The 21,003-nt window shown below is 61.7% G+C and carries 19 protein-coding genes; 10 read left to right on the plus strand and 9 right to left on the minus strand.

The window, feature by feature from the left end; translation table 11 throughout:
- The first annotated feature begins 78 nt into the window (after positions 1 to 78).
- The 3 genes from U0O11_RS07780 (at position 79) to U0O11_RS07790 (ending at position 3,729) form a co-directional block, all read left to right on the plus strand.
- Positions 79 to 1,530: an alanine/glycine:cation symporter family protein gene (locus U0O11_RS07780; RefSeq protein WP_043332717.1), complete on the plus strand. Its 1,452-nt coding sequence runs from the start codon at positions 79 to 81 to the stop codon at positions 1,528 to 1,530.
- Between the two features lie 365 nt (positions 1,531 to 1,895).
- Positions 1,896 to 2,561 (plus strand): 7-cyano-7-deazaguanine/7-aminomethyl-7-deazaguanine transporter, encoded by a 666-nt coding sequence (locus U0O11_RS07785; RefSeq protein WP_043332715.1) that lies wholly within the window; start codon positions 1,896 to 1,898, stop codon positions 2,559 to 2,561.
- A gap of 103 nt (positions 2,562 to 2,664) precedes the next feature.
- The gene (locus U0O11_RS07790) at positions 2,665 to 3,729 is read left to right on the plus strand and encodes a ParA family protein (protein ID WP_324692383.1); all 1,065 of its coding nucleotides are present in this window, start codon (positions 2,665 to 2,667) and stop codon (positions 3,727 to 3,729) included.
- 174 nt (positions 3,730 to 3,903) lie between these two features.
- Here the strand turns inward: U0O11_RS07790 and U0O11_RS07795 are convergent, their stop codons facing one another.
- Positions 3,904 to 4,728 (minus strand): inositol monophosphatase family protein, encoded by an 825-nt coding sequence (locus U0O11_RS07795; protein ID WP_153635687.1) that lies wholly within the window; start codon positions 4,726 to 4,728, stop codon positions 3,904 to 3,906.
- Between the two features lie 471 nt (positions 4,729 to 5,199).
- On the opposite strand from U0O11_RS07795, the gene U0O11_RS07800 reads away from it, so the two are divergent.
- Together U0O11_RS07800 and U0O11_RS07805 are read left to right on the plus strand one after the other, a co-directional pair.
- Entirely contained in the window at positions 5,200 to 6,483 is a 1,284-nt protein-coding gene (locus tag U0O11_RS07800) for a pyridoxal-phosphate-dependent aminotransferase family protein (protein WP_324692384.1), read from the plus strand.
- Positions 6,480 to 7,817: an allantoate amidohydrolase gene (locus U0O11_RS07805; protein WP_153635688.1), complete on the plus strand. Its 1,338-nt coding sequence runs from the start codon at positions 6,480 to 6,482 to the stop codon at positions 7,815 to 7,817. Before U0O11_RS07800 ends, U0O11_RS07805 begins: the two co-directional genes overlap by 4 nt.
- 64 nt (positions 7,818 to 7,881) lie before the next feature.
- Here U0O11_RS07805 and uraD read toward each other — a convergent pair whose 3' ends face one another.
- Positions 7,882 to 8,415 (minus strand): 2-oxo-4-hydroxy-4-carboxy-5-ureidoimidazoline decarboxylase, encoded by a 534-nt coding sequence (gene uraD, locus U0O11_RS07810; RefSeq protein WP_153635689.1) that lies wholly within the window; start codon positions 8,413 to 8,415, stop codon positions 7,882 to 7,884.
- Positions 8,416 to 8,796: 381 nt separating this feature from the next.
- Here uraD and uraH point away from each other — a divergent pair, with 381 nt between their 5' ends.
- From uraH to U0O11_RS07825, 3 genes are all read left to right on the plus strand, one after another.
- Positions 8,797 to 9,150 carry a hydroxyisourate hydrolase gene (uraH, locus tag U0O11_RS07815; protein ID WP_153635690.1) on the plus strand — a complete coding sequence of 118 codons (354 nt, stop codon included), beginning with the start codon at positions 8,797 to 8,799 and terminating at the stop codon, positions 9,148 to 9,150.
- Between the two features lie 9 nt (positions 9,151 to 9,159).
- Positions 9,160 to 10,428 carry a urate hydroxylase PuuD gene (locus U0O11_RS07820; RefSeq protein ID WP_324692385.1) on the plus strand — a complete coding sequence of 423 codons (1,269 nt, stop codon included), beginning with the start codon at positions 9,160 to 9,162 and terminating at the stop codon, positions 10,426 to 10,428.
- A gap of 172 nt (positions 10,429 to 10,600) precedes the next feature.
- Entirely contained in the window at positions 10,601 to 12,715 is a 2,115-nt protein-coding gene (locus U0O11_RS07825) for a methyl-accepting chemotaxis protein (RefSeq protein WP_284726120.1), read from the plus strand.
- Between the two features lie 136 nt (positions 12,716 to 12,851).
- On the opposite strand, the gene U0O11_RS07830 is transcribed toward U0O11_RS07825, so the two are convergent.
- Positions 12,852 to 13,496 (minus strand): TetR/AcrR family transcriptional regulator, encoded by a 645-nt coding sequence (locus tag U0O11_RS07830; RefSeq protein ID WP_153635693.1) that lies wholly within the window; start codon positions 13,494 to 13,496, stop codon positions 12,852 to 12,854.
- A gap of 229 nt (positions 13,497 to 13,725) precedes the next feature.
- On the opposite strand from U0O11_RS07830, the gene U0O11_RS07835 reads away from it, so the two are divergent.
- Entirely contained in the window at positions 13,726 to 15,822 is a 2,097-nt protein-coding gene (locus tag U0O11_RS07835; protein ID WP_153635694.1) for an NADH:flavin oxidoreductase, read from the plus strand.
- Positions 15,823 to 15,897: 75 nt separating this feature from the next.
- Here U0O11_RS07835 and U0O11_RS07840 read toward each other — a convergent pair whose 3' ends face one another.
- The 5 genes from U0O11_RS07840 to U0O11_RS07860 form a co-directional block, all read right to left on the minus strand.
- Positions 15,898 to 16,194: a S26 family signal peptidase gene (locus U0O11_RS07840; protein ID WP_172978659.1), complete on the minus strand. Its 297-nt coding sequence runs from the start codon at positions 16,192 to 16,194 to the stop codon at positions 15,898 to 15,900.
- Between the two features lie 58 nt (positions 16,195 to 16,252).
- On the minus strand, positions 16,253 to 16,753 hold the full coding sequence (gene sodN, locus U0O11_RS07845) for a superoxide dismutase, Ni (RefSeq protein ID WP_284726119.1): 501 nt from the start codon (positions 16,751 to 16,753) through the stop codon (positions 16,253 to 16,255).
- Positions 16,754 to 16,755: 2 nt separating this feature from the next.
- Positions 16,756 to 16,965: a hypothetical protein gene (locus U0O11_RS07850; RefSeq protein WP_153635697.1), complete on the minus strand. Its 210-nt coding sequence runs from the start codon at positions 16,963 to 16,965 to the stop codon at positions 16,756 to 16,758.
- 25 nt (positions 16,966 to 16,990) lie between these two features.
- Positions 16,991 to 17,410, minus strand: a complete 420-nt coding sequence (locus tag U0O11_RS07855; protein ID WP_153635698.1) for a tetratricopeptide repeat protein — start codon at positions 17,408 to 17,410, stop codon at positions 16,991 to 16,993.
- 217 nt (positions 17,411 to 17,627) lie between these two features.
- Entirely contained in the window at positions 17,628 to 18,206 is a 579-nt protein-coding gene (locus tag U0O11_RS07860; protein WP_324692386.1) for a hypothetical protein, read from the minus strand.
- Between the two features lie 841 nt (positions 18,207 to 19,047).
- Between U0O11_RS07860 and U0O11_RS07865 the strand changes: the two genes are divergently transcribed.
- Entirely contained in the window at positions 19,048 to 19,707 is a 660-nt protein-coding gene (locus U0O11_RS07865) for an NADPH-dependent FMN reductase (RefSeq protein WP_242007785.1), read from the plus strand.
- Positions 19,708 to 19,820: 113 nt separating this feature from the next.
- Here the strand turns inward: U0O11_RS07865 and U0O11_RS07870 are convergent, their stop codons facing one another.
- Complete coding sequence (locus U0O11_RS07870; RefSeq protein WP_284726118.1) at positions 19,821 to 20,861, minus strand: type II asparaginase; 1,041 nt, start codon at positions 20,859 to 20,861, stop codon at positions 19,821 to 19,823.
- Positions 20,862 to 21,003 lie beyond the last annotated feature (142 nt).

Below are 21,003 nucleotides of genomic sequence, written 5' to 3' on the forward strand. Positions count from 1 at the left end.
CAGTCGCAGGAAAGCCATGGGCTTTCCGTTGCCCTGGCAGCGTCGACAAGACCAAAAACCCGCCAAAGCGAGACCGACATGTCGGAAACAACGTCCATCATTCCAGCGCCGATTCTGGCGTTGATCGATGCAGGCAATGGCCTGCTGTGGGGCAGTGTATTGATTTACCTGCTCATTGGAGCGGGTCTCTTCTTCACGGTCATGACCAAGGGTATCCAGTTCCGTTATTTCGGACATATGTGGAAGCTGCTGGCCACGTCTCGTCAGGGCAGCGAAGGCGGCATCTCTTCCTTCCAGGCACTGGCGACCTCTCTGGCGGCGCGCGTCGGTACCGGTAACCTTGCCGGTGTTGCCGTGGCGATTTCCCTGGGGGGCCCGGGCGCCATCTTCTGGATGTGGATGACGGCGCTGGTCGGCATGTCCACCAGCTTCATCGAGTCCACCCTGGCGCAGGCCTACAAGGTCTCCCACGATGACAACACCTTCCGTGGTGGCCCGGCCTATTACATCGAGAAGGGCCTCGGTCAGCGCTGGATGGCGATCCTGTTCTCCGTGTGTCTGATCATCGCCTTCGGTCTGGCCTTCAACTCAGTGCAGTCCAACTCCATCGCACTGGCCATGGAGCAGGCCTTCAGCGTGCCGCCGTGGATCATGGGGGTGGTGCTGGTCGTGGTCATGGTGCCGATCATCTTCGGTGGCATGAAGCGCATCACGCGTACCGCCGAGCTGATCGTGCCGCTCATGGCGCTGCTCTATCTGCTGCTGGCCATCTTCGTCGTGGCCATCAACATCACCGAGCTGCCGGCGGCGCTGGGCACCATCTTCCGCAGTGCCTTCGGTCTTGAGCAGGCCGCAGGTGGCGCGCTGGGTTACACCATTGCCCAAGCGATGATGAACGGCATCAAGCGGGGGCTGTTCTCCAACGAAGCGGGTATGGGTTCCGCCCCGAACGCCGCCGCGATGGCGACCACCAAGCACCCGGCGTCCCAGGGCTTCGTCCAGATGCTGGGCGTGTTCATCGACACCTTGGTCATCTGCACCGCGACCGCGGCCATCATCATCATGAGCGGCACCCTGGGCAACGATGGCGGCAATGACGGCATCCAGATCACCCAGGCAGCGCTGTCCTCACAGGTCGGTAGCTGGGGTGGCGGCTTCGTGGCCATCGCCATTCTGCTGTTCGCCTTCACCTCACTGGTGGCGAACTACTCCTATGGCGAGTCCAACATCGAGTACATCGCCGGCAAGAAGAACGCCAAGGCCGTCATCATGGTCTACCGCTTCGCCGTGCTCGGCATGGTCATGCTCGGTGCTGTCGCCAGCCTGAAGAACATCTGGAACTTCGCTGATCTGTCGATGGGCGCGATGGCCTTGATCAACCTGATCGCCATCCTGCTGCTGTCGCCGTTGGCCTTCCGTATCTTCAAGGATTACGACCGTCAGCATAAGGCCGGCAAGGAGCCGACCTTTGATCCGGAGCAGTTCCCGGAGCTCAAGGGCAAGGTCGATGCCAGCATCTGGAAGAAGTGACTCTGACACTCGCTTTCATTGCATGGATTTCATTGCATCGCTGTCTTTGCAACGTAAGGGGCGCCGGGGGAGACTGACGGCCTGACCATCTGGCCAGATTTTCCCCGCAGGTACCTGTCAATGGCCGCGCATCGTGATACGATGCGCGGCCATTTTGCGTTCTGGCGATGTGCAAGCCTCGCGGCGGTTGTCAGTGAAGCATGTCGGCTGACGCATGCCTGCAGCGCTCAATCGCTGCGACAAGGCGTCAAGGCCGATGTCAGGCCATGGCAGCTGATGTCAGCATCAACGACGCAAACCTCAACACGCTCGTGACAGGGTTCCCTCACCCCTGGACGACGGCTTTGATCCAAAAAGGACCTGCAATGCTACTCCTCTCGTCTGCCCAGACGCAGCGCGCACTCGTCGCCCTGGCCCTGTTTCACATCCTCATCATCACCGCCAGCAATTACCTGGTGCAGTTGCCGATGACCCTGTTCGGCTTCCATACCACCTGGGGCGCCTTCAGTTTCCCGTTCATCTTCCTGGCAACGGATCTGACGGTGCGTCTGTTCGGCAAGCATCAGGCGCGGCGCATCATTGCGCTGGTCATGCTGCCGGCGCTGTTGGTCAGCTACATGGTGTCGGTGATGTTTCAGGCGGGCAGCTTTGCCGGGGTAGAGGCACTGGCTGACTTCAACCTGTTCGTGGCCCGTATCGCGCTGGCAAGCTTCATTGCCTACGTGATCGGTCAGTTGCTCGACATTCAGGTGTTCGATCGTCTGCGTCGCAATGCCCACTGGTGGATCGCGCCGTTGGCGTCGACATTGTTCGGCAATCTCGCTGACACCTTTGCCTTCTTCTCGGTGGCGTTCCGCAATGGGCCCGATGCTTTCATGGCGGCTCACTGGATCGAGATCGCCTGGGTGGATTACGCGATCAAGCTGGCCATCTCGATATTGCTGTTCCTGCCGATGTACGGATTGTTGCTCAATCGCCTCACGAACCAGTTGCTCAAGCGCGGCCTGGTCGATGAGCGAGAGCCTGTCTGACATAAAACTGTCATATCATTTTCTCCCGTTTCGCCGTTGTCAGTCAGGGACATGGCGCCGGATTGTGCTAACGTTGCACAAACTGGAATGACGGGAGGGAGCCATGAAAATCGCTGCGGTGTACAGCATCAAAGGGGGCGTGGGCAAGACTGCTTCTGCCATCAATCTGGCGCATTGTGCCGCCAACAGTGGCCTGCGTGTGTTGCTGTGGGATCTTGATCCGCAGGCCGCTGCGACCTTCTACGTGCGTACCAAGCCCAAGCTCAAGGGCGGGGTCGAGAAGCTGATCAGCGGCAAGCAGGACATGTCCCGCGTGATCCGTTCCACGGATTATCAGAACCTGGATGTCCTGCCGGCGGAATTCTCCTACCGCAATCTCGACCACATACTCGAGGAAGAGAAGCGCACCCGACTGCGCAAGGTCCTCAAGCCGGTACGCGATGACTACGACCTCGTCATCCTCGATTGTCCGCCGAGCATTTCCAGTCTTTCCGAGCAGGTCTTCGCCTCTGCCGATACCCTGCTGGTGCCGATCATTCCCACGGTTCTGTCGCTGCGTACCCTGGAGCAATTGAACGCCTATCTGGCCGAGATCGATCTCGATGTGCCCGTCTGGCCGTTCTTCACTCTGGTGGATCGCCGCAAGACATTGCACAAGGATGTGATGGAATCGCTCAAGCAGGATTATCCGTTGCAGCTCAGTGGCTTTATCCCGTATTCCAGCGTGGTCGAGCGCATGGGAATCGAGCGCAAGCCCATCGGGACTTTCTCGCGCAACAGCTCACCGGCGGTCAGCTATCGCAGCCTGTGGCAGGAAATCGGCCAACGGCTGAGCCTGCTCAAGGAGCCGACGGTGGCGCCAGCCGCTGCCAAGACTGCTGAGGCTGGATCAACCGCCACCGCGCCTCAAGGTGCTGCCACCGGCAAGGCCAGCGCCAAAGGGGAAGCGGCCAGCAAGTCCGCCGCCAAGCCAGCCAGCAAGGAAGCATCAAGCAAACCAGCGGCCAAGCCTGCCGGCAAGGCAGCTTCTAGCAAGAAAGCGCCCAGCACTGACAAGAAACCGGCGAGCAAGGATTCTGCCAGCAAAGACGCCAGCAAAGACAGCAGCAAGGCGACCAGCAAGTCGGCCGCCAAGGGCAAGAAGAAGGGCGGTAACCTGGGCGATTGATGCCGAGTGTCAGCCAGCCAGAAACACAGAGCCCCGCCAATTGGCGGGGCTCTTGCGTATTGCAGCGGCAGTCTTTCATTAAACTCATGTCATGAAAGTCATGTCATGAAAGTCAGGTCATGAAAGTCATGTCATCACAGCCGCGTCACTACAGTCCTGTATGTGAGTTCTTCACTACAGCCCCGGCAGCCCTGAACTTGCATCGGCCTCTTCCAGCAGGCGCTTGAGCGGGGCATGCAAGGCCGGTGAGGCCACCACGATATTCTCGCCATAAAGCTCATCGGGAATGCCGTCCGGGCAGCGATACAGGTGCCCCGTGCGCGCACCGGCTTCACGCGCGATCAGAAGGCCCGCCGCAAAGTCCCAGGGGGAAACGCTTTCGTAATAGGCATCCATACGTCCGCACGCCACATCACAGAGGTCCAGCGCGGCACTGCCGTTGCGGCGTACATCCTGACAGACCAGCAGCATGGCCGAGAGACGCTTGAGCAGCGGCGGACGGCTGTCACGGTTGTAGGGGAAGCCGGTCGCGACCAGCGCGCGGCTCATCTCATCGGTCTCGCTGACCGAGATGCTCTCGCCGTTGAGCCAGGCTCCCTTGCCGCGGATGGCGGTGAAGGTCTCGCCGAGGAAGGGCGCATGTACGACCCCCATCTGGATCTTGCCGCGCTCGCACCAGGCGATGGACACGGCAACATGGCGCAGACCATGGGCAAAATTGACGGTACCGTCGATGGGGTCGATCACCCACAGGCCACCCTTGGTACCAATCACATCCCGCTCGGGTGACAGCTCTTCGGTAAGGCGCGCATCCTCGGGAAATTCGGCTTTGAGCGCTTCCGCCAGGAAGGTATCGATCGCCACGTCGATGTCGGTGACCAGCTCATCGCCTTTCTTGTAATGGTGCGCGAAACCCTGCTCCTCGCGCGCTTGCACCATGCGTTCACCAGCCTGTCTGGCCAGTTCCGTTGCTCGTTCCAGGCGTTGTTCCAGCGTCATGTGGCTCTCCGGCAGCGATGATCAGGTCGGATGAGGCAACCCTCACTCATCCGATGCCTCCTTGTATAACAGACTCATGTGGCGAGTTCAGCCTCGGGCAGTGAGCGCCGGCGCATGAAACAGGTAATGAAAGCGTCGATTCAGCTCATTCATGCCCCGTCATGGTGCCTGGCAGGCAAGGGATGCACTGTCAAAGCGACACCGGTCAGTGTGGATACCAGAGTTATAGCGTTATCTTGCAGGCATGCCGTTTTTTGCCGAGCTGGCTTTCTGTCACTCGGTTGCCAGGTTGCCTTTTGCCCCTCGATGCGCACGCCATGACAGGGCGGGGGCGCCCGTCGAATACATCAGAAATTCAACATTTGTTTCATTTCTGAAATTCTGGCGCACTTGTTGCAGTAGTCTGAGCATGAGGCTCGGCGAGTTGGCGAGTCTTCCTGCATTCCATGCCCTGCTGCACGAGGAGCGACCGTGAGCCCGACCTTTGACCAGATTCATCCTCCCCAGCGCCTGCTGATGGGCCCCGGTCCGATCAATGCGGACCCGCGTGTATTGCGAGCGCTTTCCGCTCCCTTGATCGGCCAGTACGACCCGGCGATGACGTATTACATGAACGAGACGATGCAGCTCTATCGCGGCGTCTTCGAGACCACCAATGATGCCACCCTGTTGATCGATGGCACCTCGCGTGCCGGTATCGAGGCGGTGCTGGTCTCGCTGATCCAGCCGGGGGAGCGTGTGCTGGTGCCGATCTTCGGCCGTTTCGGTCATCTGCTGCGCGAGATCGCCGAGCGCTGCGGTGCCGAGGTGCATACGCTGGAATGCGAGTGGGGCCAGGTGTTCCGCCCGGAGCAGATCGAAGCCGCCATTCGCGAGGTCAAGCCCAGTGTGCTGGCGCTGGTGCAGGGCGATACCTCGACCACCATGTGCCAGCCGCTGGAAGACATCGGCGCCATCTGTCGCCGCGAAGGCGTGCTGTTCTACAGCGATGCCACGGCCTCGCTGGCGGGCAATCCGCTCAAGACCGATGAGTGGGGGCTGGACGCCGTCACCGCAGGCTTGCAGAAGTGTCTGGCGGGGCCGTCAGGCAGCTCGCCGTTGACGCTGTCGCCGCATGCGGTGGAGGTGGTGCATGCCCGGCGGCATGTCGAGGCGGGCATCAGCAGCGGCAGTGATCGTCTGGCGGAGCCGGGCGCGCGCATCCGCTCCAACTATTTCGATCTCTCCATGGTGCTCGACTACTGGGGAGAGCTGCGCCTCAATCACCACACCGAAGCCACCAGCATGCTGTATGGCGCACGTGAGTGTGCGCGCCTGCTGGTCAATGAAGGCATGGACAACGCCATCGCGCGCCATGCGCTGCATGGTCAGGCGATGGTCGAAGGCTTGAAGGGGCTGGGGCTTGCGCTGTTCGGCGATCAGGCCCACCGCATGAACAACGTCAGCGCGGTGATGATTCCCGACGGCCTGGATGGCGATGGTCTGCGCCGCAGCATGCTGGAGGACTTCGGCATCGAGATCGGCACCAGCTTCGGCCCGCTGCACGGCAAGGTCTGGCGTCTCGGCGTGATGGGCTACAACGCGCGTCGCGATACCGTACTGACCACGTTGGCGGCGCTGGAGCAGACTCTGCGCCGGGGTGGCGTCAAGACAGTGGCCGGCGGTGGCGTTGGCGCCGCGCTGGACTTCTATCAGGAGCATCAGAGACAGGCGGCCAATGGCCGTGCCAATCCCAGCGCGGGAGGCCAGTCATGAGTGATGCCGGATCCATACCCCCGGACGTCACCGCGCCGCTGGAAACGGCCGCCGATGTGCTGACCGCCTGCGACACCCTGGCGGCGATCTCGAGCAGCGACAGCGGGATCAACCGCCGCTATCTGACGCCGGAACACGCCGCCGCCAATGCCACCACGGCTGGCTGGCTCAAGGCTGCCGGTCTGCGCAGCTGGCAGGATGGCGCCGGCAATCTCTGGGGCCGCTGGTGTCCACCCGCTCTCATCGCTGCCGCTGACAGCGAAGCCGGCGTGCCGCGACTGGTGATCGGCTCGCATCTGGACAGTGTGCCGGACGCCGGCCGTTATGACGGCATTCTTGGTGTCCTGCTCGGGGTGGCCGCCTTGACACATTTCAGGCAGCGCGCCGATGCCGGCGAGCAGAGCTTGCCCTTCGCGCTGGAAGTGGTCGGTTTCGGTGATGAAGAGGGCGCCCGCTTCGGTGCGACCCTGCTCGGCAGCCATGCCATCGCCGGACGCTGGCAGTCGGACTGGGAGCGGGTAGAGGATGAGGACGGCATCCCGCTTGGCGACGCGCTCGAACGTTTCGGGCTTTCCGGGCAGACGGCTGCCAGGGCCAGCCTGCAGGCGAATCCGCCGCTGGGTTATCTGGAAGTACACATCGAGCAGGGCCCGGTGCTGGAAGCCGAGAATCTGGCGCTGGGCACCGTGACCGGCATCGCCGGCGCGCGACGCTTCGCGGTCAACTTCGTCGGCCAGGCGGGGCATGCCGGCACCACGCCGATGGCGCTGCGTCAGGATGCGCTGTGTGCGGCGGCGGAGTGGACACTGGCGGTGGAATCGCTGGCGTGTGATGTCCAGGCGGGCAAGCGCGCTGACATGGCGGACCACTCGTTGGTCGCGACCGTGGGATGTTGCGAGCTGCGTCCCGGGGCGGTGAATGTCATCCCCGGGGGGGCGGCACTGAGTCTGGATATCCGCGCGCTGGACGATGCGCAGCGGGATCGTGCGCTGGATGAACTCTTGAACGAGGCGCATAGAATCGCGGCGCGACGGGGCCTCACCTTCCACTGCGAGCAGACGCATGCGGCCGATGCCGTGGCCTGTGACGAGGGATTGATGCAGGCCGTCGATGCCGGTATCGCGGCTACCGGTCAGGCGCCATTCCGGCTGCCGAGTGGTGCCGGGCATGACGCCATGGCGGTCAGTCATCTGTGTCCGGTGGGCATGCTGTTCCTGCGCTGTGAGCGCGGTATCAGCCACCACCCGCTGGAGGCGGTGACCGAAGACGATGTCGCCAAGGCCCTGGCGGCACTGATCGCCAGTATCGAGGCCGTGGCCGTCAGGCACGTGTAGGACAGCACGCATGAGACAGAACGCGTAAGACAGCACCCATTGGCGGCCGCAGGGGCGCTGGTCACTAACTAGCCTCGAGCAGCCCCGGCAGGCGCACTGCGGCGATCGCATTTATCTGGGCCAGAGCCTCCTGGTATTCCGCCTCGGTGGATTGCGGCAGGCGGCGCTCCAGTTCCTCGAGAATGCTGCTGGCGCTGTGGCCCTTGACGCAGATGATGAACGGAATGCCATGGCGCGCCTGGTAGTCGGCATTGGCCGTCAGGAAGCGTTCACGGGTGGCGTCATCGAGCTGATCGAGCCCTGCGCCACGCTGCTCGCCCTGCGAGGCGGGCGTCAGGGTCTCCAGCTTGCCGGCAGCCAGCTCAGGATGGGCCAGAATCAATTGGTGGCGCTCGGCATCACTGGCCTGGCGTACCGCATTGGCACACGCCGTCAGCAGGACTTCCATGCTCGCGAACGGGCGCTCTGCCGCGGCGCGTTCCACCACCCAGTCCGAGTGCTCATAGAGACCACTCAAGCGTCGTGCCAGCGCCTCGGGTGGCAGGGCGTTGAGCGTGTCCAGCATCACCAGATAGTGCATCGGGGTCTCGATTGGCATGCGCCTTGCTCCAGAGAGGGGGATAGGTTTGAAAAGCTCACGGAATCATCAGCTTGCAAGGCGCATGCCGTCGCTGGCAACGCGTCTGACCAACGCTGTGTCACACGCTGCATCGCCATGCCAGCGGTTGACGACAAGGCTGTATCGCCACTGACCTGCCTGACGGCGCCGAGCGGCGTCTGTCATGGGGCGATACGGCCTGCACCTTGACCGATCGGTCAGAATGCAGCAATGCACTCATCGGGTGCAATACCACCAACCGCTGACGGCAGGCCAGAGCAGGCCTGGCCAGAAAACAGAACACAGTCTTCATTCGTACAGCTTCCATCTGCCCAGATTCGAGTCGTACCCGCCACATCCACACAAGAACAGGAAATCGCCATGCCCAGACTGACGACGCATGTGCTCAATCAGGCCGAAGGCATCGCTGCCAGCGGTGTGCATATCACCCTGGAGCGCCAGGATGCGCAGGGTCACTTTCACGAGATCGCGCAGGTCACGACCAATGCCGATGGGCGTCTCGATGCGCCGCTGCTTGAGGAAACCGAGGCTTCCGCTGATCTCTCCGGCGTCTATCGTCTGACGTTTCAGGTCGGGGATTACTTTGCCAGCCGCACGGTGGGCAAGGGCATGCTCGGCCGGGTGCCGGTCGAGTTCACCCTCGAGGCCAGTGGCCATTATCACATTCCGCTGCTGGTCACTCCGTGGGCCTACAGTGTCTACCGCGGCAGCTAAGGAGCCGGCATGAGCGCATATCTTCTCGATTGGGCGATGCTGCTGACCCGCTGGCTGCATGTCATGGCGGGGATCGCCTGGATCGGCGCATCGTTCTTCTTCATCTGGCTCGACAACCGGCGAAAGCCTGCTGCTCATGCGGTAGATGGCCGCCCCGGCGGCGAGCTGTGGGCGGTGCATGGTGGCGGTCTCTATCATCTGTTTCGCCATGATGGGGTCAGTGAAACGCTGCCCAGCGAGATCCACTGGTTCAAGTGGGAGGCCTATGTCACCTGGCTTTCCGGGATGGGACTTTTCACGCTGATCTACCTGCTGCAGCCGCACGCCTACCTGATCGACCCGCGCGTGTTCGAGATGAGCGGCACGCTCGCCGTGTGCAGCGCTCTGGGCGTGCTCGTCGGCGGCTGGCTGGGCTACGAGGCGCTGTGTCGCAGCCCCTTCAAGCGCCATGCCGGGGCGCTGTTCGTCGCCGTCGGTGTGTGGCTGACGCTGGCAGCGTGGGTGGCGACCGAACTGTTCTCGGGGCGTGCCGCCTTCCTGCTGATGGGCGCGCTGATGGGCAGCATCATGGCGGGCAACGTCTTCAATGTGATCATCCCGGGTCAGAAGGCTCTGCTGGCTGCTGCCCAGCGTGGGGAAACGCCGGACCCGATCCACGGCCAGCGCGCAAAGCAGCGCTCGGTGCACAACACCTTCATCACGCTGCCTGCGGTGCTGATGATGATCAGCAACCACTACCCGCTGCTGTATGCCAATGACTATCGCCTGGGCGTCATTCTGCTGTTGCTGGTGACGGGCGGTCTGATCCGCATCGCCACGGTGGATCACCACAAGGACGTCAAGCGCCTGTGGGTACCCGTAGGGGCAGTGTTGGCGCTGATCGGCGTGATCCTGCTCTGCGCGCCGCGCTCACAGACGGCGCCTGCAACTGCCGAGACAAGCGCGCCTTCAGTAACTGTGGCGGCCAGCAGCGCCGCTGACAATGAGGCCCCGGGGGAGAATCAGGCCTTGCGAGACAAGGTCAGTCATATCGTCGAGCAACGCTGCGCCGGCTGTCACAGTGACACGCCGAACTTGATCGGCTTGACGGCTCCGGCAGCCGGCGTGGCCTTCAATGGCTGGGATGACATCCAGCGTCAGGCCATGCGTATCCACCAGCGCACGGTGGTCGACAAGAGCATGCCGCTGGCCAACATGACCCAGATGACCGATGCCGAACGCCAGATGCTGGATGACTGGTGGCAGGCGACACGCGACACGCTGAGGGGCGATGGCTGAGAGAGTCATGAATGCGGGCGTACTGACCAGCGGCGCTCCAGTCGCCGCTGGTCTGAGCCCAGTCGTCAGTACTCGTCAGCACCCACTCGTCAGCAGCAACGCTACAGTTCTGAGTCCGGTGGCCGATAGACGTGATACTTCTCTCATGGATCGATCGGGGTATCGCGTAGTGATGACAATAAAAAAGCGTCTGGCCCGCGCCAGTGTCGGCAGCAAGCTCGCCTTGCTGGTATTGATGTTGATGATGGCGGCCTTCACGGCGCTGGGCCTGGTGTTCTCGACGGCCAGCAAGATGCAGGTAGAAGAGGGCACCGAACGCGCTCTCGCTCAGCAGCAGCAACAGATCACCAACACCATCGAGCTGTTCGACACCACCATGCAGTCCAGCGTGACGCGCATGCTCAATGCCTTCCTGGCGACCATTCCTGACAACTTCACGCTGATCGAGGACCGACGTCTGCCGATCGGCGAGCGTGATGCACCGGCGCTGCTCAATGCCGGCTTCATGCTCAACAATCAATCCGGTTATCTGGCCGACTTCGCCAATCGAACCGGTGCGCCGGTCAGCTTCTTCGTGCGCGATGGTGAGGATTTCGTGCGCATTGCCACCACCCTCAAGACCGAAGATGGCTCAAGCCTGCTCGGGCTGACGCTGAGTGGTGGGGTCAAGGATGCGCTGAATGCCGGCCAGCCCTATACCGGCATGCTCTATCTGGCGGGCCGTCACTACATGACGCGCTATCGTCCGATCACCGACTTCAATGACAACCTCATCGGGGCCTCGTTCATCGGGGTGGATGTCGGCGAGCAGATCGATGAGCTGTATGCCACCATCACCAATATCCAGTTGCATGAGAAGGACTTCAGTCTGGTGGCGAGCACGGCGCCGGGCCAGCAGGGCAAGGTGCTGACGACGGGTCAGTGGCAGGGCCGCTCGCTGATGGACTTCAAGAATGCGCAGGGCGAGCCGGCCTTCGCGCCGCTCTTCGCCGCCGACAGCGGTCAGATCGATTACCGCCTGGCGGGTGAAGACAGTGATCGCATCACCAGCTTCCAGCACTATCCCGCCTGGGACTGGGTGGTGGCGACCACGATCGACAAGCAGGAAGTGACGGCGGGCATCACGCAGGTCCGCAATCAGGTCTTCGGGCTGGCACTGCTGTTGGCGCTGGCCGTGGCCGGCATCCTCTACTTCCTCGAGCGGCGTCTGATCAGTCGTCCGCTGGATGCGCTGGTGTCACTGGCTCAGGCGCTGGCGCGGGGCGATCTGTCCCAGCGCATCACCAGTCAGCGTCAGGATGAGATCGGCAAGCTGACCGCGGCCATGAACAGCGTCGGCGAGGACTTGAGCAGAGTGGTCGGTCAGGTGCGGGGCACCACGGGCGCCGTCAATCAGGCCGCCGGCGAGATTGCCCAGGGCAACGAGGAGCTTTCGGCACGCACCGAGCAGTCCGCCTCCAGCCTGCAGGAAACCTCGGCCTCGATGGAGGAGATCACCACCACCGTGCAGCACAGTGCCGATTCCGCGCAGCAGGCCAGTCAGCTGGTCAATTCGACCTCCGAGCAGGCCCGCCGCGGCAATGACGACATGCGCAAGGCGCAGGCGAGCATGGAAGACATCAATCGCTCCGCCGAGCGCATCAGCGAGATCATCAGCCTGATCGATGGCATCGCCTTCCAGACCAACATTCTGGCGCTCAACGCCTCGGTGGAAGCGGCGCGGGCCGGTGAACATGGGCGTGGCTTTGCGGTGGTCGCGCAGGAAGTGCGCACCCTGGCGACGCGCTCGAGTGATGCATCCCGCGAGATTCGCGGCTTGATCGATGAGTCGATCTCGCACACTCAGCAGGGCGTGGCGCAGGTGAAGGACGCCAGTCAGGCGATGGCCGAGATTCTCTCCAGTGTCGAGCGTGTCAACGACATGATCGCCGAGATCAGCGCCGGCGCGCGTGAACAGAGTGCCGGCGTCGGCCAGGTGAATACCGCGGTCAGCGAGCTGGATGCGATGACGCAGCAGAATACCACCCTGGTCAATCAGGTCAGTGGCGCGGCGCGCAGCATGAGCGCACAGGCTCAGGCACTGGAGCAGCTGATGGCAGGCTTCAAGGTGGCGGGCGCTCAGGACATGGCAACATCGTCCATGTCGCGCCAATCCGTGTCGCATCAGTCCATGTCGCACATGAACACTCAGCCGATGGCGGATGGCGAGCAGACGGCTTTCCCGCCGCCGGCAAGCGCCCCGCGCGGTTCCCAGCGTCGTGAAGAGGAGGAGTGGGAAGCCTTCTGAGCGCGCTCTACTCCAAGCTGACCCCTGAGCTCGATCCTGCGCCAAGAGCTGGCTCGAGTGCCATTGAATGTGACAGCTAGCCGTTGATGTTTCTGCCAAGCCCTTGCCGACTGCCGTCGGTGAGGGCTTTGTCCTTTCAGGCCGGGTGACGGGCCGCGAAGCGTGCCAGCTCCTGAGGCTCGCAGCGCTCGCCGACGAAGACCTCGACATACTCGGCGACGCGGCTGATGCGCTCGCTGACGCTTTCCTGAGTGCGCATCGACAGATAGCCGATCTGGGTCAGGTAGGTGGTGCGTGCCCGCACGTTGGCGAGTTGCTCGGGCTGGCCGTAGCGCATCAGCATGCTGGTCAGCGCTTGAATGCGTGCCTGATCGGCGCGGGCGACGGCAGCGGCGACCTCCGCGTTCTGAGAGGCCCAGTTGCGGATCGCCAGCTCGAAGCGTGAATCGAACAGTGACGCATCCAGCCAGCAGTCGAAGACATTGAGCATGGCTTCCACCACCGTGGCGGCGTATTGCTCGCAGCGCCCGATCAGGCCGGCGGTATTGTGGGCATCCCAGCGTGCGAGCAGCGCGGTGAGCAGGGCGTCGCGGTCCTTGAAGCTCCAGTAGAAGCTGGTGCGTGACAGGCCCAGCGTCTTGGCCAATGTCAGGACGCGCACCGAATCCACGCCGCCCAGCAACAGCTGCTGATAGGCGGCTTCCAGCCAGTCCTCGGCCTTGCCGCGCCCGGCAGCCTGGGCGCCGTCACTTGCCGGGGGGACGCTTGGGGACTCTGGCATCGGCGGTCTCCTGAAAGGCGGGGGATGGTGAGGCTCATGTGAGGTCGATCGTGCGATGACGCCAAGAGCATGCTGTTTGCGACAGCGACGAGTCTGGCTGCGTCAGGCGGGCGAGAACGGCGTGTCCGGTGACGCATGGCCTGAAGCCTAGGACTATAGTCAGCGTATGTACACAGGTGTACGCAATAAAGACACCCCTGTTCTAGCTGTCTGCTCATCAGGAGGCCACATGGCTCAGGACCCGCTGCTCACGCCGTTCACGCTCAAGCATCTGACCCTCAAGAATCGCTTGATGATGACCTCCCACGAGCCTGCCTATCCGGAAGATGGCATGCCCAAGGCGCGTTATCGCGCCTATCACGAGGAGCGTGCGCGTGCCGGCATCGCCCTGACCATGACGGCGGGCTCCGCCTCGGTGGCGAAGGACAGCCCGCCGGTGTTCAACAACATCCTGGCGTATCGCGATGAGGTGGTGCCGTGGCTCAGCGAGCTGACGGATGCCTGTCATGAGCACGGCACCGCGGTGATGATCCAGCTCACTCACCTGGGACGCCGCACACGTTGGGACAAGGCCGACTGGCTGCCGGCGGTCTCGGCGTCCCATCGTCGTGAGGCGGCGCACCGCGCCTTTCCCAAGCGGGTCGAGGACTGGGATATCGCACGGCTGATCCAGGACTACGCCGACGCCGCCGAGCGCATGCAGGCAGCCGGCCTCGACGGTATCGAGTTGCAGGCCTACGGCCACTTGATGGATCAGTTCTGGTCGCCGCTCACCAATACCCTGGAGGGCCCCTACGGCGGCAGTCTCGAGAATCGGCTGCGCTTCACCATGGAAGTGTTGAGCGCCATTCGCGCACGGGTGGGCAGCGAGTTCATCGTTGGTGTCCGCTACACCGGAGATGAGTGTCTGAGTGGTGGGCTGGATGCCAGCGATGGCCTGGAGGTCTCGCGCCTGCTGCGCGATAGCGGTCAGGTCGATTTTCTCAATGTGGTACGCGGTCATATCGATACCGATGCGGGCCTCACCGATGTCATCCCGATCCAGGGCATGGCCAGTGCGCCGCATCTCGACTTCGCCGGACAGATTCGCGAGGCGATGGATTTCCCGACCTTCCACGGCGCCAAGATTCAGGACATCGCCACCGCACGTCACGCCATCGCCACTGGCAAGGTCGACATGGTCGGCATGACGCGCGCCCACATGGCGGACCCGCACATCGTGCGCAAGCTGATGGCCGGGCAGGAGGAGACCATCCGCCCCTGTGTCGGGGCCAACTATTGTCTGGATCGCATCTATCAGGGTGGCTCCGCCTACTGCATCCATAACGCTGCGACCGGGCGGGAGCTGGAGCAACCCCATGACATCACGCCTGCCGAGGTCACCTGCAAGGTCGTGATCATTGGCGCGGGCCCGGCAGGGCTCGAGGCCGCACGCGTCGCCGGTGAGCGTGGGCATCAGGTGGTAGTGCTGGAAGCGGCCGATCAACCCGGTGGCCAGATTCGCCTCACCGCCCAGAGCGAGCGGCGACGCGAGATGATCGGCATCATCGATTGGCGCATCAGTCGCTGTGAGGCGCTCGGCGTCGAGATGCGCTACAACGTCTTCGCCGAGGCCGAGGATGTGCTGGCGGAGCAACCCGATGTCGTCATCGTCGCCACCGGTGGCTATCCCGAGGAAGACATGCCGCAGGTCGGCAGCGAGCTGGTCGTCTCCAGCTGGGACATTCTCTCGGGCCATGTCATGCCTGGCCGCAACGTGCTGCTGTTTGATGACACCGGTGACCACGCTGCGCTACAGGCCGCCGAGATGATCGCCAACTCCGGTGCCAGGCTCGAGATGATGACGCCAGACCGCACCTTCGCGCCGGAAATCATGGCCATGAACCTGGTGCCCTACATGCGCAGCCTGCAGCGTCTCGCCGTCACCTTCACGCCGACCTATCGCCTCGGCAGCGTCACGCGCAGTGAGAAGGGCCAGCTGATCGCCCATATCGGCAGTGATTATCTGGATGACGCCGTGGCGCAGGGCAAGGGCACCGGTGCCTACGCGGATCAGCGCCTCGTCGATCAGGTAGTGGTCAACTACGGCGCCCGCCCGATGGAAGATCTCTACTTCGAACTCAAGCCTCACTCACGCAATGGCGGGGCAGTGGACTACGACGCCCTGATCGCAGGCCTCGCCCAACCGGTGGACGGCCCGAGTCCGGAACACACCGAGCGCGCAGCAGAGGGCAGCTTCCAGCTCTATCGCATCGGCGACGCCGTCGCGACCCGCAATACCCATGCGGCGATCCATGACGCGTTGAGGCTGATGAAGGTGGTGTGAGGGGGGGAGATAAGGGGCGTCACTGCAGAGGCATGACACGGGCTGGGCAAGTCTCACAGGGTGGCGTGAAAAGTCTCACATAGTGCTTTGAGAAATGGATCGAATCACTCGCCCCTGGATCCGCTCGCGCCTCATCAAGCCCATCTTGTCAGTAGAGGTACTGTCAGGATGGGTGCCTTCCAGCCAGAGCATGCCGTCTGGTTGTATTGCGCGGATGCACTTGATGATGCGGCCGAACTGGGGATGCTGTGCTACCACGATATCGCCGATGCGATAGCGCGATTTCCAGCGTTTCAGCGTCACGACATAATCTCCCGGCGCAAGGCCGGGAGACATGCTGAGTCCATTGATGCGATAGAGTCCGATCGGCATCCGTTCACTCTTGATCAATTCACTCTTCATCAGTTCTTAGGCGCATCATGTCGTTGCCTCAATCCAGCTTCGGATAGGCGACATCTTCAGATGGCGGATACGGGCAGGTCGCGGTAAAGGTCGTGACACCCTTGGTATCCCAGAACGCCGCCGCGAACTCGTTGATGAGGGTCAGCAGCTTCTCGCCCTTGTCGCGTTCGATGCCTTGTTTGCAGGCAGAACCAGCCAGCATGATGCTGTGGACCAGCGCATCGATGTTGGGATAGGCATCACGCTGCGGTTGCTTGATGTAATCGCCCCAGATGATGCGGATCTCATGCTTGGCTTTCTCGGCGTGGCTTTCCTTCTGCTCCACCAGACGCGCCAACAAGGCCTGATCTGCCAGCGTCAGGCTGTCCTTCTGGCCCAGCTCATTGATGAGATCCATGAAGCGAATCACGCTGAGTGCGGCGATCTGCGCAGCAGACGGGTCGTAGATCTTGCAGGGAATATCACAGTGCGCGGAAGCCGCAGGGACTGATACCAGGCGGTCAATGCCGCGGAGCAGGGCGTGAATCATGCTCAATCCTCCTTTTGCTGAGTGTTCTGGCGCTTGTGACGCGACTGACGAATGACGAAGAACGCGGTACCGATGACGGCTGCGATGGCGCCATAGAACAGGGTGTGAACGAGCGGGCTGCTCCAGTCACTGTGGTCATGTCCCGGGTGGGCCAGGGCCGTATTGGCGGCGGTCAGCAACAGCAGTCCGCTCGCGGTAAGGGTTTTCTTCATGCCGTATCTCCTGTGAGGGTGAGAGTCAGTGATGGACCCGCGTCGTGGAGTGTCCCGCGGGGTTCGCCTGGTGAGTCCGTCGCGTGGAAACGCCGAGCCATTGCACGGTGTTCATGATCTCCGTGCGTACCTGGCCGCTGCCGCGCAGCAAGGCCTGTTGATGGGCATGGCACAGACCCGGGGCGGAGAGCGCATGGGAGAGGCGCGCATGAGCAGCCTGGAGGGAGCGCATCGCTTGCGGGTGTTGGCCCTGGGCGCGGTAGAGCTCCGCCAGATTCTGGTAGCTCACGACCAGTGCCGCGACGCCGCCATCCGGGTCTGCACAGGGCATCAGAAAGATGTCGGCAAAATGGCAGGCGCTGAGATAGTGCTGCTCTGCCATGGCGTAGTCGCCCTGTTCGAACAATGCATTGCCTGCCTGTGTTTCACGCTTCCATTCGTCCATGAGGCCCTCCCGTGACCGGATATCGATTTCTTTAAGCAAATCGCCATGATTATGATAATCATTATCATTCAATAGTGGTGCAAAGCCTCAGCGACTGCAAGAGGGGATGGTAAATCAGGGGGAAGGCGGCTTGGCCCCGGGTAATGCGCGCAAGATCAGACGCGAACTGTCAGCGCACAGACTGGCGGGCGACGCGGTGCTGGTGAGCGTTCTAGGTTCAGAGCGATTGGCTTGCGAGGCCCGGGCCCGGCGAGAGCGAGGTAGCGTCTGGTGAGAGTTCCGCTGGCTGTGGCGCTTGCTCGGGCGAGGAATAGCGCTGTTTCGCCGTGTGCATGATGGTCTCCATGCTGGCATACACCATGTAGAGTTCTCCCAGGTTCTTGTCAGTCCTGAGCGTGGCATCGTGCAGTGGCGCCAGACCGAAACGCTTGAAGATCTTCATGTTGGCGCGTTTGCACAAGGCCAGAATGCCATCGCCTTTTCGGGATCTGACATGACGTGCCGCAGCAGCCATCAGCAGATTGCCATGGGCGAATCGCTTGGCCTCCGGGGCCATTACCAGCCGGCTGAACTCATAGATGGCGCCCTCCGGGATGGACACCGCATCGCTGTCATCGAAGAGCGTGCGCGACTCGAGACTACCGGGGGTGACGCGAATGCTGCCCAGTAGGGTGTCGTGCTGGGTGTCCATCAGGCAGATATGCTGGCTGTTGCTGTCGATCACATCATCGTGATCACGGTGCTTCTGTAGATAGGCCTTCGAGGCGCTGTGGTGGTCTTCACGTAGCGTGCGCACCTAGCGGAAGAGCGGGTGATTGTGACCAAAGAAAGACACTGTCTCTCGATGGGTCTGATGCGTAAAAGAAGCGGTGAACTGCTGGATGACGGCAATGTCCTGAGTGTCTTGCATTCCCTTTCTGTCTCCTCGTGTCATGAGGTTGGTTAGTTTTCTCATGCTCTTGGGATGACGAAGCTAACACTTAATTAGTTTTAGTGCATGTTTGTTGCAGCATCATGACGCGGAGTTGGCTATGGCGAAGATGGCCCAGATAGCAGGATTGTCAGCGCACCGACGAAATGAAACCGCCGTGGCGGATGATGTCCGCATGTCACGATAATCTCGATATGGGCGGCTAACATGAGGCAAAAAGAGATGAAGCTGCGCTTTACCGCATTGCCTGGGACTGACTTGTGTATGGCCTTGAGGCCTTGGCCCCACGAGATGCGAGATCGGTATTGTCATGAGAAATGGCGGGTCTGCTGCCGCAACACCAAAGACTCCGACACGCTACCTTCGCAGAGGGGCATCAGTCGCCAATTGCAGATACTGAGGGTGATATGGTTCATGCCAGCAGGTCATGCCCCTGCGGGGATTGGAAGGGTGCTGGCGCAGCAAACAAGGAAAGAATGGGGAAGGTGGTAAAGCCGCAGGCAAGAAGTTCGTGGCAGAAAATTCATGTAAGGGCATGCATGGCTGGATATGCACATTCGTGATCTGTGTCAGGCGCAAACTGAAGATTGATGCAGTATCTTGCGATGCAGCGCACCGGTGTTCAGAGTCCGGGATATGATGCAATGCAAGAGTGAATATCGAGCACAGGAATCCAATTCATGTGGCTCGCAACAAGGAGAGAGCAATGGCACTGAAGATTCTGGTCTTTCTGGGGTCGGTGCGGACCAGCACACCCCCCGCACCTGCACGTCTTGGGGAAAGGGTTGCCAGGTGCTGCGTCGCACAGCTCGAGGAAAGTGGCCATGAGGCGGTGCTGATCGATCCACTCGATTACGATCTGGCAGACCCCTTCAAGCCGCTGTTCTCCTATGCGCAGCGCAATGCCCCTCAGGACTTGCTCAATCTCGCCCAGCAGATCGAAGCGGCGGATGGTTACGTGATGGTCAGCCCCGAGTACAACCATTCCATGAGTCCGGCGTTGGCCAATCTTCTGAATCACTTCGGCAGCTCGCTTTACTCCTACAAGCCCTCTGTGATCGCGACTTACTCTGCAGGACAGTGGGGCGGGGTACGCGCAGCAGTCAACATGCGCACCTTCCTCTCGGAGCTGGGCTGCTTGCCGGTCTCGGCGATGATTCACGTGCCTCGGGCGCAGGAAGTGCTCAATGAAGATGGCGGCTACGCCGAGAATCAGGATGCCCAGGAATGGGGCGGCTATCTCGAGCGCGCCTTCGAACAACTTGCCTGGTGGGCGAATGCCGCCAGGCGTTATCACGAGAGCGAAGACGGTGAGAAGCGCCCCGGCGCCTTCACGCGCAGCCCCTCGCAGCGCAACGCGCCTTGAAGGAGCGATAGCATTCCACGCCTCGATAAACGGGTGACGCAGCAAAAAGGGACTGCCTGAGCAGTCCCTTTTTGCATTGATAGTCAGTCACGTTTCGTCATGTGACTGCCGGCTCACTCGAAGTAGCCACGCACCTTGTCCATGTCATCGGTCTCCGTCAGCGCCAGCGAGAGTAGAATGCGCGCCTTCTGAGGATTGAGGGCGCCACTGCCGATGCCTTCTTCCTTGGCACTGACGATACCATTGCCGGTACGGGTGCTGCGCACGACCGGGATGCCATCCGCCATGGCCTGCTTGACCAGCGGCTTGACGGTCTCTGGAATCGAGCCATTGCCGCTGCCGGCGATCACGATGCCTTTGGCACCGTTGTCGAGGGCGGCGGTGAACAGCGCCGGGTCCATATCCTGGTGGGCGTAGATGATATCAACCTTCGGCAGGCCATCGAGGGATGTCACGTCAAAGCGAGGCTTGTCGGTCGGTGTCGCCGGTGTGTAATAGAAGTGCGGCTTGCCGCTGATGAAGGCACCGAGGTAACCCTGCTCGGTCGCCTTGAAGGTGTCCATCATGATGGCATTGGTCTTGGTGGTGTAATACGCCGAGCCGATGCGGTCGTTGAGCACGATCATCGCCCCACGTCCCTCCGCGCCTTCATCGGCTGCCAGGGTGACCGCCTCCAGCAGGTTGAAGGGGCCATCGGCACTGATGGCAGTCGCCGGACGCATGGCGCCGACCATTACCACCGGCTTGTCACTGTCGACGGTGAGATCCAGGAAGAAGCCGGTCTCCTCCAGCGTGTCGGTACCGTGGGTGATGACCACGCCGTGGGTGGCGTCCGTCGCGAGCTCTTCATTGATCGCCTTCGACAGCTTGAGCAGGATTTCCTGATCGATATTGCTGCTGCCGGTGTTGGCGATCTGTTCACCGGTCACCTCGGCGACATCGGCCAGTTCTGGTACGGCGTCCAGCAGCGCTTGCACCCCCAGGCTGCCGGATTTGTAGTTGGTGGTGTCCGTGGAGGAGGCAGAGCTACCCGCAATCGTGCCGCCGGTGGCATAGATTTTCACCCCCGGGTGTTCCGCGGCGTTGGCCTGAATGCCATAGGCCAGGGAACAGGCGGCGATCGAGATGGCAGCTACAAGGCGGCGGGGAGTCATGAAGTCAGCTGTTGTCATTGTGGTGAGTCGCTCTGTCGTTGTTATGAGTGGAAATGAAGGTCGTTTTTCAATCTTTCATTATTCATGAATAAGGAATATCTAAATTTAAGAGGTCAGTTCTCCTTGTCGTTTTGTGTGGCGA

It is taken from the genome of Cobetia sp. D5 (assembly GCF_035666195.1).
Lineage (GTDB): Bacteria > Pseudomonadota > Gammaproteobacteria > Pseudomonadales > Halomonadaceae > Cobetia > Cobetia amphilecti.

Bases quoted from the DNA above. Each gene is read 5' to 3' on its own strand.
- uraH (WP_153635690.1), top strand. From the start codon at position 8,797: ATGCCCAGACTGACGACGCATGTGCTCAATCAGGCCGAAGGCATCGCT.
- U0O11_RS07840 (WP_172978659.1), bottom strand. From the start codon at position 16,194: ATGCCGATCGGACTCTATCGCATCAATGGACTCAGCATGTCTCCCGGC.
- U0O11_RS07850 (WP_153635697.1), bottom strand. From the start codon at position 16,965: ATGAAGAAAACCCTTACCGCGAGCGGACTGCTGTTGCTGACCGCCGCC.
- U0O11_RS07835 (WP_153635694.1), top strand. From the start codon at position 13,726: ATGGCTCAGGACCCGCTGCTCACGCCGTTCACGCTCAAGCATCTGACC.
- U0O11_RS07795 (WP_153635687.1), bottom strand. From the start codon at position 4,728: ATGACGCTGGAACAACGCCTGGAACGAGCAACGGAACTGGCCAGACAG.
- U0O11_RS07780 (WP_043332717.1), top strand. From the start codon at position 79: ATGTCGGAAACAACGTCCATCATTCCAGCGCCGATTCTGGCGTTGATC.
- uraD (WP_153635689.1), bottom strand. From the start codon at position 8,415: ATGCCAATCGAGACCCCGATGCACTATCTGGTGATGCTGGACACGCTC.
- U0O11_RS07830 (WP_153635693.1), bottom strand. From the start codon at position 13,496: ATGCCAGAGTCCCCAAGCGTCCCCCCGGCAAGTGACGGCGCCCAGGCT.
- U0O11_RS07790 (WP_324692383.1), top strand. From the start codon at position 2,665: ATGAAAATCGCTGCGGTGTACAGCATCAAAGGGGGCGTGGGCAAGACT.
- U0O11_RS07870 (WP_284726118.1), bottom strand. From the start codon at position 20,861: ATGACTCCCCGCCGCCTTGTAGCTGCCATCTCGATCGCCGCCTGTTCC.
- U0O11_RS07865 (WP_242007785.1), top strand. From the start codon at position 19,048: ATGGCACTGAAGATTCTGGTCTTTCTGGGGTCGGTGCGGACCAGCACA.
- U0O11_RS07855 (WP_153635698.1), bottom strand. From the start codon at position 17,410: ATGGACGAATGGAAGCGTGAAACACAGGCAGGCAATGCATTGTTCGAA.
- U0O11_RS07805 (WP_153635688.1), top strand. From the start codon at position 6,480: ATGAGTGATGCCGGATCCATACCCCCGGACGTCACCGCGCCGCTGGAA.
- U0O11_RS07825 (WP_284726120.1), top strand. From the start codon at position 10,601: ATGACAATAAAAAAGCGTCTGGCCCGCGCCAGTGTCGGCAGCAAGCTC.
- U0O11_RS07820 (WP_324692385.1), top strand. From the start codon at position 9,160: ATGAGCGCATATCTTCTCGATTGGGCGATGCTGCTGACCCGCTGGCTG.
- U0O11_RS07785 (WP_043332715.1), top strand. From the start codon at position 1,896: ATGCTACTCCTCTCGTCTGCCCAGACGCAGCGCGCACTCGTCGCCCTG.
- sodN (WP_284726119.1), bottom strand. From the start codon at position 16,753: ATGATTCACGCCCTGCTCCGCGGCATTGACCGCCTGGTATCAGTCCCT.